Source organism: Actinophytocola sp., assembly GCF_036555685.1.
GTDB lineage: Bacteria > Actinomycetota > Actinomycetes > Mycobacteriales > Pseudonocardiaceae > Actinophytocola.
On sequence record NZ_DATBKY010000214.1, the window covers coordinates 16,372 to 28,495 of the forward strand.

The 12,124-nt window shown below is 71.3% G+C and carries 12 protein-coding genes; 7 read left to right on the forward strand and 5 right to left on the reverse strand.

The genetic code is table 11. From position 1 onward, the window contains the following. Positions 1-139: 139 nt before the first annotated feature. The 4 genes from VH969_RS20155 (at position 140) to VH969_RS20170 (ending at position 5,026) form a co-directional block, all read left to right on the forward strand. Positions 140-1,729, forward strand: coding sequence for an ABC-F family ATP-binding cassette domain-containing protein (locus VH969_RS20155; protein WP_331976459.1), 1,590 nt, complete (start codon positions 140-142; stop codon positions 1,727-1,729). Positions 1,730-1,825: 96 nt separating this feature from the next. Then, positions 1,826-2,959, forward strand: coding sequence for a serine hydrolase domain-containing protein (locus VH969_RS20160; RefSeq protein WP_331976461.1), 1,134 nt, complete (start codon positions 1,826-1,828; stop codon positions 2,957-2,959). A 177-nt stretch (positions 2,960-3,136) separates the two neighbouring features. Then, entirely contained in the window at positions 3,137-4,834 is a 1,698-nt protein-coding gene (locus tag VH969_RS20165) for an MmpA family trehalose lipid delivery protein (protein WP_331976463.1), read from the forward strand. 3 nt (positions 4,835-4,837) lie between these two features. Further along, positions 4,838-5,026 (forward strand): hypothetical protein, encoded by a 189-nt coding sequence (locus tag VH969_RS20170; RefSeq protein ID WP_331976465.1) that lies wholly within the window; start codon positions 4,838-4,840, stop codon positions 5,024-5,026. Between the two features lie 23 nt (positions 5,027-5,049). Here the strand turns inward: VH969_RS20170 and VH969_RS20175 are convergent, their stop codons facing one another. Next, the gene (locus tag VH969_RS20175) at positions 5,050-5,793 is read right to left on the reverse strand and encodes a class I SAM-dependent methyltransferase (RefSeq protein WP_331976467.1); all 744 of its coding nucleotides are present in this window, start codon (positions 5,791-5,793) and stop codon (positions 5,050-5,052) included. A gap of 18 nt (positions 5,794-5,811) precedes the next feature. Next, positions 5,812-6,924: a glycosyltransferase family 4 protein gene (locus tag VH969_RS20180; protein ID WP_331976469.1), complete on the reverse strand. Its 1,113-nt coding sequence runs from the start codon at positions 6,922-6,924 to the stop codon at positions 5,812-5,814. Positions 6,925-7,062: 138 nt separating this feature from the next. Here VH969_RS20180 and VH969_RS20185 point away from each other — a divergent pair, with 138 nt between their 5' ends. Continuing rightward, positions 7,063-7,758, forward strand: coding sequence for a class I SAM-dependent methyltransferase (locus VH969_RS20185; RefSeq protein ID WP_331976471.1), 696 nt, complete (start codon positions 7,063-7,065; stop codon positions 7,756-7,758). Positions 7,759-7,794: 36 nt separating this feature from the next. Here VH969_RS20185 and pgfA read toward each other — a convergent pair whose 3' ends face one another. Beyond that, positions 7,795-8,829, reverse strand: coding sequence for a cell envelope lipid trafficking protein PgfA (gene pgfA, locus VH969_RS20190; protein WP_331976473.1), 1,035 nt, complete (start codon positions 8,827-8,829; stop codon positions 7,795-7,797). Positions 8,830-9,007: 178 nt separating this feature from the next. Here pgfA and VH969_RS20195 point away from each other — a divergent pair, with 178 nt between their 5' ends. Beyond that, positions 9,008-9,715 (forward strand): 4'-phosphopantetheinyl transferase family protein, encoded by a 708-nt coding sequence (locus tag VH969_RS20195; protein WP_331976475.1) that lies wholly within the window; start codon positions 9,008-9,010, stop codon positions 9,713-9,715. Here VH969_RS20195 and VH969_RS20200 read toward each other — a convergent pair. Both VH969_RS20200 and mihF read right to left on the reverse strand, forming a co-directional pair. Then, the gene (locus tag VH969_RS20200; RefSeq protein WP_331976478.1) at positions 9,712-10,857 is read right to left on the reverse strand and encodes an isochorismate synthase; all 1,146 of its coding nucleotides are present in this window, start codon (positions 10,855-10,857) and stop codon (positions 9,712-9,714) included. The two genes, VH969_RS20195 and VH969_RS20200, sit on opposite strands and share 4 nt — an antisense overlap. A gap of 153 nt (positions 10,858-11,010) precedes the next feature. Continuing rightward, complete coding sequence (mihF, locus tag VH969_RS20205) at positions 11,011-11,322, reverse strand: integration host factor, actinobacterial type (protein WP_331976482.1); 312 nt, start codon at positions 11,320-11,322, stop codon at positions 11,011-11,013. Between the two features lie 265 nt (positions 11,323-11,587). On the opposite strand from mihF, the gene VH969_RS20210 reads away from it, so the two are divergent. Then, positions 11,588-12,124, forward strand: a 537-nt coding sequence (locus VH969_RS20210; RefSeq protein ID WP_331976484.1) for an AMP-binding protein, incomplete at its 3' end; no start/stop codon positions are given.

Genomic DNA, 12,124 nt, shown 5'->3' on the forward strand with positions numbered 1-12,124 from the left:
GTAGTCCAGCGAAATGCACGCGAACACCCTCGAGAAGGCTGATATGGTCGCGGCTGAGCCGAACGTTTTCGAGGAGTTCGTCCGTTATGTGAGTTGACACGGCATTCCGGATCCCGTCCGCCGCGTCGAGAGCACTCACATGTCTTCGATCGTCTGCACGAACCTGTCCTTCTCCTGGCCCGACGGCACGCCCGTCTTCACCGGCCTGGCCTTCACCGCCGGACCGGGTCGCACCGGGCTCGTCGCGCCCAACGGCGCCGGCAAGTCGACGCTGCTGCGGCTCGTCTCGGGCGAGCTGGCGCCGGCCTCCGGCACCGTCACGGTCGACGGCGTGCTCGGCTACCTGCGGCAGACGCTGCCGCTGACCGGTTCGCTGACCGTCGCGGACGCGCTGGAGATCGCGCCGGCGGTCCGCGCGCTGGCGGCGATCGAGGCGGGCGACGCGAGCGAGGAGCACTTCGGCGCGGTCGGCGCGGACTGGGACATCGAGGAGCGCGCCCACGCCGTGCTGGACCGGCTGGGCCTCGGCGGCATCGCGCTGGACCGGCCGCTCGGCACGCTCAGCGGCGGCGAGGTGGTCTCGCTCGGGCTCGCCGCACAGCTGCTGAAGCGGCCGGACGTGCTGCTGCTCGACGAGCCGACGAACAACCTGGACCGGGACGCCCGCCGCCGGCTCGCGGCCGTGCTCGACGACTTCGCCGGCTGCCTGCTGCTGGTCAGCCACGACCGCGAGCTGCTCGACCGGATGGACCGGATCGCCGCGCTCGAGCCGGCCGGGGTGGCCGTCCACGGCGGCGACTTCGCCTCGTACGAGGCGGCGCGCCGGGCCGCGCGCGAGGTCGCCGAGCGGAACCTGCGCGGCGCCGAACAGGACCTCAAGCGGGAGAAGCGCGAGCTGCAGCAGGCGCGCGAGCGGGCGGCGCGGCGCGCGAGTGCCGGGGCGCGGTCGAACGCGGACATCCCACGGATCGTGCGCGGCACGCTGCAGCGGCGCGCGCAGGAGTCCGCGGGCCGGGCGGACGGCGTGCACACCCAGCGGGTCGGCGCGGCGCGGGCGCGGGTAGCCGAGGCGGACCGGGCGCTGCGCGCGGGCCCGTCGCTCGCGCTGTCGTTGCCGGACACGGCGGTGCCGGCCGGGCGGACGGTCTTCCGCGGGTCGGGCCTGCGGGTGCGGTCGCTGTTCGCGGACGTCGACCTGACGATCCGCGGGCCCGAGCGGATCGCGCTGACCGGGGCGAACGGCGCGGGCAAGTCGACGCTGCTGCGAGTGATCGGCGGCCTGCTCGAGCCGTCCGCCGGGTCGGCGCGGCTGGCCGACGGGCGGGCCGCGTACCTGTCGCAGCGGCTCGACCTGCTCGACCCCTCGCTGGGCACGCGGGCGAACCTGGCCGCGTTCGCGCCGCGCCTGCCGGTCACCGACGCCATGCACCTGCTGGCGCGGTTCCTGTTCGCCGACGAGCGGGCGAACGTGCCGGTCGGCGCGCTGTCGGGCGGCGAGCGGCTGCGGGCGACGCTGCTGTGCGTGCTGTGCGCGGAGCCCGCGCCGCACCTGCTGCTGCTCGACGAGCCGACGAACAACCTGGACCTGACGAGCATCGAGCAGCTGGTGTCGGCGCTCGCCGCCTACCGCGGTGCGTTCGTGGTGGTCAGCCACGACGAGCGGGTCCTGGCGGAGATCGGCCTCACCCGGCGCGTCCGGCTGGCGGACGGCTCGCTGACCGAGGAGTGAGCCGTATCCTCGCCGCCGCGGCCGGCGTTGCCTCGACTCGAGGTGAGCGATGAGTTCCCGGATCGTCGCGTGTCTATGTGTTCGAGGAGGCGGGACATGACTGACCTGCGCGAGATCCTGTCATCGCACGTCGACGCCGGCACGTTGCCGGGCGCGGTGGGCATCGTCGCCCGCGGCGAGCGGATGGAGGTGGCGGCCGTCGGCGCGATGGCGCTCGGCGGTCCGCCGATGACGCGCGACTCGATCTTCCGCATCGCGTCGATCACCAAGCCGATCACGGCCGCGGCGGTCATGACCCTGGTCGAGGACGGCCTGCTGGCGCTCGACTCGCCGGTGCGCGAGTGGCTGCCGGAGCTGTCGTCGCCGATGGTGCTCCGCACGCCGTCGTCCCCGCTCGACGACGTCGTGCCGGCCGTCCGGCCGATCACGGTGTTCGACCTGTTGAGCGCACAGGCGGGGTTCGGCTTCGCGGCGGACTTCTCGCTGCCGGGTGTGCGGGCGCTGGCCGGCGTGCAGCGCGACGGCCGGGAGCCGCAGAGCTTCCCGCCGCCGGACGAGTGGATGGCGGCGCTCGGCCGGTTGCCGTTGCTGTACCAGCCGGGCGAGTCGTGGCTGTACGACACGTGCTCGGCGGTGCAGGGCGTGCTGGTGGCGCGGGTGACGGGCGAGACGCTGCCGGACTACGTGGCGTCGCGGTTGCTGGAGCCGCTCGGCATGGTGGACTCGGGCTACGTGGTGCCACCGGGTTCGCTCGACCGGTTCACGTCGTACTACCGCACGGACCTGTCCCTGGCGGACGCGCCCGACGGCCAGTGGAGCACGATGCCGGCGTTCCCGCTGGGCAGCGGCGGCATGGTCGGCACGGCGGACGACTGGCTGTCGTTCGGCGAGATGTTGCTGTCGGGCGGCGTCACGGCTTCCGGCCGGCGCGTCCTGTCCCCCGAGTCGGTCTCCTTGATGACGACGGACCACACCACGCCGGCGCACCGCGAGATCGGCTCGCTGTTCCTGGAGGGCCAGGGCTGGGGCTTCGGCGGCGGCGTGGACATCTCGCGGCAGGACCCGTGGAACGTGCCGGGCAGGTACGGCTGGGTAGGCGGCACCGGCACGACGGCCCACATCATCCCGGCCACGGGCACGGTGGCGGTACTGCTGGCACAAGTGGCCACGGAGGACCCGGTCCCTCCGAAGTGGATGCGTGACTTCTGGCTCTACGCAGCCAACTCCTGACCGCCCCGCACCCGCAGGACGGTCCGGCACACCCGACCCGAGCTCGCGCGCACGCGCGTGCAGAACGCAAGAAACGTAGCCCCCACCCTCTCCGGGGGCACCCCTCGTGACCGTCAGTTTACCGGGGAGGGCTGACAATTCTGCGTGCTCGGTGTCGGCTGTGGACAAGGAGGCGGCTTGGGGACAACTCGTCGCTTCCTGGTGCCCGCCGTGTGTGCCGCGATGGCGCTCGCCGTGCTCGCACCGCTGTTCGGGCGTGGGTTCGTGCTCGTCTACGACATGGTGTTCGCGCCCCGGCAGGACCTGCTGCCCGACACGCTCGGGCTCGGCACCGCCCTGCCGCGCGCCGTGCCCGCGGACGCGGTCGTCGCGCTCGCCACCCACGTCGTCCCGGGGGACCTGGTTCAGCAGCTCGTCCTCGCCGCCGCCCTGTTCGCCGGGCCGCTCGGGGCCGCGCGCTACCTGAAGGACGAGCCGCCCGGCGTGCAGGTCGTCGCGGCCGTCGCGTACGGGTGGAGTGCCTACGTCGCCGAGCGGCTGTTCATCGGGCACTGGCCCTACCTGCTCGCCTACGCCAGCCTGCCCTGGATCGCCCGCTTCGCCAGGAAACCCAGGACTGCCAAGGCGACCAAGAAATCCACGGCAACCAAGAAACCCGCGGCGGCCGAGAGCCCCAAGGCGGCCGCGCGCCTGATCCTCGCCATGGCGCCCGCCGTCCTCACCCCGGCCGGCGGCATCCTCGCCGCGGGCACGGCCGTCGTCGCCGGCGGGGTGCGCAGGCTCTGGCTCACCGCCACGGTCTCCGTCGTCCTCAACGCGCCCTGGTGGGTCCCCGCCGTCCTGCACCCGGGCGGCGGGCTGTCCGACAGCGCCGGCGTCGAGGCGTTCGGCGCCCGCGCCGAGAGCTGGGGCGGCACGCTCACCAGCCTGCTCGGCCTGGGCGGCATCTGGAACGCGGAGGTGGTCCCCGCCAGCCGCACCAACCCGGTCGTACCCGTGCTTATCCTCGCGGTCACCGCCGTCGCGATCATCGGCATGCAGCACCTGCCCAGGGGGATGGTCGGCCTCGGCGTCGCCGGCCTCGTGCTGGCGCTCGTGGGCGGCACGGCTGCCCTCGGCTGGGTCGTCGAGCACGTCCCAGGCGCGGGGCTGCTCCGCGACTCGCAGAAGTGGGTCGCCTGGTGGGCGCTGCCGCTCGCGCTCGGGTTCGCCCTCGGCGTCCGGCAGGCGGCGGAAGCGCTGAAACGCGGCCGGAAAGCCGTGCTCGCCGGCGCCGCGATCATCCCCATCGCGATGATGCCCGACCTCGCCTGGGCCGGCTGGGGCCGCCTCGCCGCGGTCGACTACCCGCAGGACTGGGCCGCCGTCCGCCAGATCCTCGAGACGAGCACGCGGGACGGCGACGTCGTGACGGTCCCGTTCGGAGGGTTCCGCCAGTTCGGCTGGAACGACGGGCGCACCCAGTACGACCCCGCGCCGGCCTACCTGCCGCGCACCACGGTCGTCGACGACACGCTCGTCGTGGACGGCCACCCCGTGCCCGGCGAGGATCGCCGCGCGGCCGCCGTGCGCACGGCGCTCACCGACGGTCGTGACCTCACCGAACTGGGCATTCGCTGGGTCCTCGTCCAGCACGGCACGCCGGGCCGGGTCCCCGCGAACCTGCTGATTTCCGACGAAAGGATCTACCACGGCCGCTGGCTGGACCTGTATGAACTGGGTGGACCGACGCAACCGGACACGACCGGCCGGCCACCGAAGGCCCCGGTCATCGCGGCGGACGTGTTAGCACTTGCGACGGTGACGCTATGCTTGTTGTGGCTTGTGTTACCGGCCGGTAGCCTAAGGCGGTCCAGCCGTCGGACTCGGGAGTGAGACGTGGGAAAGCTGGTCGGCGCAATCGCATCCGTCCTGGTCGGGCTCGCGCTCGCGACAGGCGTCGCGGTCGCGGTGTCGTCGGCATCGGCACCGGACAAGAGCGTCAACCTCGAGGATCCGGCCGCGCCCAACGGTTCCGCGGGCACGCAGTCCGGTGACTCGGTCAACTACGGCTCGAGCACGCCCTGACCGCGCGCTCGTTCATCGCCTGATCAGTCGCCCCTGATCACGTACCAGGTCGACCGCCAGTGCGTCGACCGGTCGTCCACCGTCCGCGACGCCACGACCGACCCGCCCGCCGCCCCGACGACCTTCCGCAACCGCTCCGGCGAGTAGGGGGTCATCCGCATCGGCGCCGGGTAACCCAGGAAGAGCTGCTGCGCCCGCCGGATGAGCCAGCCCGGCGCGAGGCGCCACACCGCCCCCTTGAACGTCCACAGCGGACGCGTCGTGCACTGCAGCAGTGCCACGCCACCGGGCCGCAGGACCCGCACGAACTCCGCCAGGTACCCGTCGATCACCGACGGGGGCAGATGCTGCAGCACGAGCTCGGAGTAGACGAGGTCGAACGACGAGGCCGGGAACTGGCCGAGGTCGTCGCTCTCGTTGAGCACGAACGTGCAGCGGCCGGATTCGTCCAGCTCACGCGCCACGTCGAGCATCGGCGGCGACACGTCGGCACCGACCACCTCGTCGGCGTGCTCGGCCAGCGCCTGGGACAGCCTGCCCGCGCCGCAGCCGAAGTCCAGCACGCGACCCCAGCGCGGCCCGGCACCCAGCTCGTCGAGCCAGGTCACCGAGGCCGCGACGTCCGCCCGGCCGGTCGCCAGGAACTGCGTGGGGTCCCAGCGCCCGCCCCGCTTGTCGGTGGCGACGTACACCGCCCACAGCGGGTCCTCCTCGCCGAGCCGCACCCAGTCACGGCGCACACCATCGAAGCTGTCGTCGTAGTTCACTCGAGGCATTGAGCGCGACTACCGTCCGGCGGCCTCGACGAGCACCGCTTCGAACTCCGACACGCTGTGCTCCCAGGCGAAGGTGCCCGCCCGGTCGCGGCCGGCGTCGCCCATCGCGTTCCGCAGCTCGGCGTCCGCGAGCAGCCGGTCGACCTGGCTCGACAGCTCGTCGAAGTCGTCCGCCAGCAGGCCCGTCTCGTGGTCCACAATGGACTCCGCGACACCACCGGCGCGGCGGTAGGCCACCGACGGCACGCCATGCGCGGCCGCCTCCATGATCACGATCCCCCAGCCCTCCTTGACCGACGGGCACAGGTGCACCCAGGAGCGGGCGAGGATCTCGTGCTTGTCCTGCTCGTCGACGAAGCCGTGCAGCGTGACCCGGTCCGCGACGTCGCGCTGGTCCACGTGCCGGCGCAGGTTGTCCAGCCACCAGCCGTGCCCGACGATCTCGAGCCGCAGCTTCGGCCACCGGTGCGCGAGGCGCGCCACGATGTCCACCGCGTGCTCGACTCGCTTGTGCGGCACCACGCGGCCCACGACGACCAGCGTCGGGTCCTTGTCGCGTTCCGCACGCACCGGCGGCGGCTCGTCGAGCCCGTTGCGCACCACGGTGGTCCGCGAGGTCGCGATGCCGAGCCCGGCGAGCTCGCGCTTGGTCTCGTCGGAGACCGTGAGGTAGCGGCAGTTCCGGTACAGCAGCGGGGCGAGCCGCGACTCGATCCACCAGCCGATCTTGCCGAGCACCGGGCCCACGACCGCCGACCACTGCTCGCGGTGCACGTGGTGCACGAGCACCAGCACCGGGCAGCGTGCGACCAGCCGGGAGAAGAACGGCATGCCGGCCTGGACGTCGACGATCACGTCGGGCCGCAGCCGCAGCACCGCCAGCATCGCGAACAGGTAGACCCCGAACCGGCCACCGCGGCGGCGGAAGCGCACGCCGTCGACCACCTCGTCGGACGGGCCGTTCACGTGCGCCGCGCACTGGATGGTCACCCGGTAGCCGCGTCTCGCGAGGCCCTCGGCCATCCGCTCGACGTAGCGCTCGGAGCCACCGCCTTCCGGGTGCTTGGTGTCACGCCAGTTGACGAACAGCACCGCCGGACGGGTGTCGCGTTCGCGGCCCATAAAATCTCCGCATCGAGAGTGATAGGTTACCGGCCGGTACAGTGGACCAAAAGAATCATGGAAGCGGAACCCCCAATGGTAGGTAGCGGAACACGAACCGATTCAGTAAACGCGCGGGAAGCCACCCTGACCAGATCCGTGCGCCTGTTCCGCGCATTCCTGCAGGAACAGTCCGACCCGGACCATTTCTACCAGGTCCTCGCCACTGACTCGGTACGTCAGATTTCCGCATTCGCGCCACTCGGGAACCGGTTGATCCTCGACGTCGGCGGCGGGCCCGGCTATTTCGCCGACGGTTTCCGCGCGGCCGGCGCGCACTACTTCGGCATCGATCCGGACGTCGGCGAACTGTCCGCCCGGGGCGAGCCGGCGGCGGGCATGATCCGCGCCAGCGGCACCGAACTGCCTGTTCAGAGCGGCTCTGTGGACATCTGCTACTCGTCGAACGTGCTGGAGCACGTGGCCGAGCCGACCACGATGCTCGCCGAGATGGTGCGCGTGACGAAGCCCGGCGGCACCATTTTCGCGTCGTTCACACCGTGGTTCTCACCGTGGGGCGGACACGAGACCGCGCCATGGCATTTCCTCGGCGGTCACTATGCGCGACGCCGTTTCATCCGGCAAAACGGACGCGAACCGAAAAACCGTTTCGGTGAGAGCCTTTTCGCGTTTCGGGTAGGCACGGCGATTCGCTGGGCGCGGCATTGCGAGCAGGCACGAATGGTGCGGGCCCTGCCGCGTTACCATCCGTGGTGGGCGACCTGGATCGTGCACGTCCCGATTCTGCGGGAATTCGCCTCCTGGAATCTGGTGCTCGTGCTCCGAAAGCGCTGAGTCACATTTTCCGGCGCGGCCGGGCCGGCGGATCGCCTATCTGGCCGCGTCGGCGTGCTGGCGGCGCGTCGGCACCTCGGACCGGTACCGGCCACCACGCTGGCTGCCGTTGAGCATCACCAGGCCGACGACGATCAGGATGCCGCCGATGATCCACATCGCGACCGGCCACGACGTCAGCAGGCTGAGCTTGGACTTGTTGTCCTCGGCCTTGGTGACGTTGTCGTTGATCGTCTCGTCGGTGAAGCGCAGCGTGCCGTCGAAGACCACGGTGCCCTCGCCGGGGCTCTGGTCCTCGGCGACCAGTTCCTGCTTGCCCTCCTGCTGGCCGACGACGACGATCCCCGTCGACGGCTCCACCCACACCGTCTTCTTGACCTGGTAGTACAGCTCGGTGTTGACGCTCGGCTGGTCGTCCTTGCCGATCAGCGAGCCGGGGACCTCCTTGTCGCCGATCTTGGTCGGCGGCACGGTCATCACGAACCGGTAGGTGTCGAGGCCCTGGATGGTCTCCTCGCCGTCGAAGCGCGCGGTCACGGGCTTGCGCACGGAGAGGTCGTAGAACTGGTAGTCCTTCTGCTCGGTCTCGAAGGGGAACTTGAAGGACAGGCCCGGCTGCTGGACCGTGTTGCGGTCCGCGGTGACCTTCTTGCCCTGCTCGGTCTCGATGTACTGGCCCTCGCAGGGCGCGACGGCTTCGTTGGTGTGGCGGTCGATGCACAGCGAGCGCACCGACGCGTCCACCACGATGCCGGTCGCGTCGTCGGTGGTCTTGGTGGCCTCGACGTACACCGCGACGTCGCCGTCCTCCTTCACCTCGGGCTGGGTCAGGTCGCCCGTGACGTAGGTGGTGGAGGTCAGTGTCATGTTGTGCCGTATCTCCGGCTGCGGTGCGCCGTTGACAGTACGGATGACCAATGCGGTGATGCCGCTGCCCTGCGCGACGGAGGTGGACTCGTTGTCCAGCGGGATCTTCGCCAGTTGCGGGTAGGCGTAGAAGCGCAGGAGCAGGCCGAGCGCCACGGCGAACACCCCGATGCCCAACAGGATGAAGCTGACGATCCGGCGCAACAGGCCTCCTCGGTGAGGTTGCGACGACAGTCACAGTGTGGCGGATAAATTACCCGACGGTAACCTGGACGCAAGGCCTATCTCGAAGTCTCGCCCATGCGGCGCAGGCCCTTGCGCCGGATGGCCGAAACCGGAGGTCGAATCCCCCGCCCGCATCCGGCCGGGCATGATCTGACGCATGCGATGCGACGTCTGGTGGGCACGGCCGGCGGTGGCGACGGACCGCCTGCTGGCGATGCTCGACGACATCGAGCGCGAGCGGTACGACAACTACCGCATGGAGATCGACAAGCTGCGCTTTCTCACCGGCCGCACGCTGCTGCGCCTGGTCGCGGGCCGGCACCTCGGCATGGAGCCCGAGGAGGTCCGGCTCGACGCGAGCTGCTACGGCTGTGGCAAGCCGCACGGCAAGCCCCGCGCGGTCGCCCCCGGCGCACCGGAGATGTCGATCTCGCACTCCGGCTCACGGGTGGTTCTCGCGGCGGTGGCCGGCGCCCCGGTCGGCGTCGACGTGGAGGTCATCCGCGGCGCCGAGGTGGCCGAGCTCGCCCGGATCACGTTCTCCCCCACCGAGCGGTCGGCGTTCGACACGCTGCCGGCGAACGAGCAGCAGGGCGCGTTCTTCACGTACTGGGCCCGCAAGGAGGCCGTGGTGAAGGCGACGGGCAAGGGCATGTCGATCGTGATGAGCAAGCTGACCCTCTCGGCCCACGACGCGCCGCCCGCGGTGCTCGCGTCGGACTCGTCCGAAGTGGACCCCGCGCACGTGCGGATGGCGGACCTCGGGCCGGGCCACGACTACCGCGCCAGCGTCGCCGTCTTCGGCGACGAGCCGCTGGAGGTCGCGGAACAGGAAGCGGACGACCTGATCACCGCACTCGGCTAGGCCGGGATGGCCAGCCCCATGGCGCGCAGGAGGGTGCGGAACTTCGCGGACGTCTCCGCCAGCTCCATGTGCGGCTCCGAGGCCGGCATGATGCCGCCGCCCGCGTAGAGCGTCACCGTGGAGCCCGGGTCGTCCAGCGGCTCGGCGATCTCCGCGCAGCGGATGCCGATCACCCACTGGCCGTCGCCCGCCGCGTCGCACCAGCCGATCGCGCCGGCGTAGAAGCCGCGGTCGAACGGCTCGATCCGGGCGATCGTGGCCTTGGCCGTGGCGTGGGGGCGGCCGCACACCGCCGGCGTCGGGTGCAGGGCCGCGGCCAGGCGCAGCGACGAGATGCCCGGATCGATCAGCTCGCCGGTGATCCGCGTGGCCAGGTGCCAGACGGCCGAGGTGCCGACGAGCGACGGGCCGTCGGGCACCGACAGCGTGCGGCAGAACGGGCGGAGCGCGTCCACGACCGACTCGATGACCACCCGGTGCTCGGCCCGGTCCTTCGCCGACGCGACGAGGGCCTCGCCGTTGCGGCGGTCCTGCGCGGGGTCCGGGTCGCGGGGCATGGAGCCGGCGAACGGGTTCGCGACCACCGTCTGCCCGGTGCGCGACAGCAGCGTCTCCGGGGTGGCGCCGACCAGCGTGCGGCGGCCGGAGGTGGCCGGGAGGTCGACGGCGTAGGTGTAGCCCGTGGCGTTGTCGGCGGCGAGGTTCGCGAGCAGCGCCGCGGTGTCGAGCCGGCCCGCCAGGCGCAGCCGTAGAGAACGGGCCAGCACGACCTTCTCCAGCTCACCGGCCCGCAGCAGCGCCACCGCCGCGGCGACGCTGCGCTCGTGGTCCGCCGGCGCGGGCACCGGGACGGTCTCCAGCAGGGCCGGCAGCGTCAGCGGCGCGAAGGCCGGCCGGGCGGCGTCGGACCACCGCGCGGCGCGGGGCAGCACGACGTGCGGGACGGCGGAGTTGTCGAACGGCAGCGCGCCGACCGCGACCGGGACGTCGGAGTCGACCAGCAGCTTGGTGACGCGGATGGCCAGCTCGTCCGGGTCGGGTTCGGCGACCACGTGCTGGACGCCGGTGGCGAGCAGGGTGCGCTCGGGGGAGGCCAGAAGGAAGGCGCCGGGTCGGTAGTCCGCGATCAGCCCTGGGGTCACGCCCCCATGATGCCCACGCGACCCCCGGCAAAACTCCCTCTGAGGTGGGAGATTTTGAACACGTTCAGACTTGTCGAGATGTGGGCGAATGATGCACAAGGGCCCGTCGGCGGCCGGCCGAACCGGCTGCCAACGGGCCCTGACCTCGCAGAACTAGTTCAGCGCGTCGATCAGCGCGGAGCGCTGACGGTCGCCGAGACCGGCCGCACGCCGGTCGGGGTCGATGCCGGCCTGTTCCAGCAGCGCGGCCACCTTCACCGCGCCGAGGCCGGGCACCGCCTTCAGCAGCGCCGCGACCTTGGTCTTGCCGATCGTCTTGTCTTCCTTCGCACGCCCGAGCACCGACGCGATGGTCTGCTTACCGGACTTGATCGACGCCAACAGCTCGGACCGCGCCTTGCGCGCCTCCGCAGCCTTGGCCAGCGCCTCAGCGCGCTGCTCTGGAGTCAACGTGGGCAGAGCCACCGTGGTGATCCTTCCTTTCGACTGCTGGCTGTACCGCGACCGACAACGCCCAGGTCAGCCCTAGGGCGCTCCCCCGCGGTGCCGCGGACCAGTAAACACATCAACGAGTCAGAACATACGCGCGACACGCGCATTCTTCGCGGTGAAACCGCAGGTAACCCACGTTCTGGGGGTCTGACACGCTGCGTTACCCATGTCGAGATGTGACATTTCCGCACTACTGTTCGGGCCACCACGCCACCAGTCACAGGGAGCTTGAACAGCGATGTTGGGCACCATGCAGGACGGTCAACTGTCCATCGCCAACCTGTTGCGGCACGGCAGCCGGGTCCACGCGAACGCCGAGGTCGTGACCTGGACCGGAGAGGGCGCGCGGCGCGCGACCTACGCCGACATCGCCCGCGAGGCGGCCCGGCTCGCGCACGCGCTGCGCGGCCTCGGCGTCACCTCCGACCAGCGGGTCGGCACGTTCATGTGGAACAACAACGAACACCTCGTCGCCTACCTCGCCGTGCCCGCGATGGGCGCGGTCCTGCACACGCTCAACATCCGGCTCTTCCCCGAGCAGCTGACGTACGTGGCCAACCACGCCGAGGACCACGTCGTGCTCGTGGACGGCACGCTGGTGCCCCTGCTCGCGAAGGTCCTGCCGACGTTCGAGACGGTCAAGCACGTGGTCGTCGTCAACGGGGACGCGGGTGCGCTGACCGCGCCCGAGGGCGTCACCGTGCACTCCTACGCCGACCTGCTGGCCGACCAGCCCGACGAGTTCGACTGGCCGGCCGTGGACGAGAACTCGGCG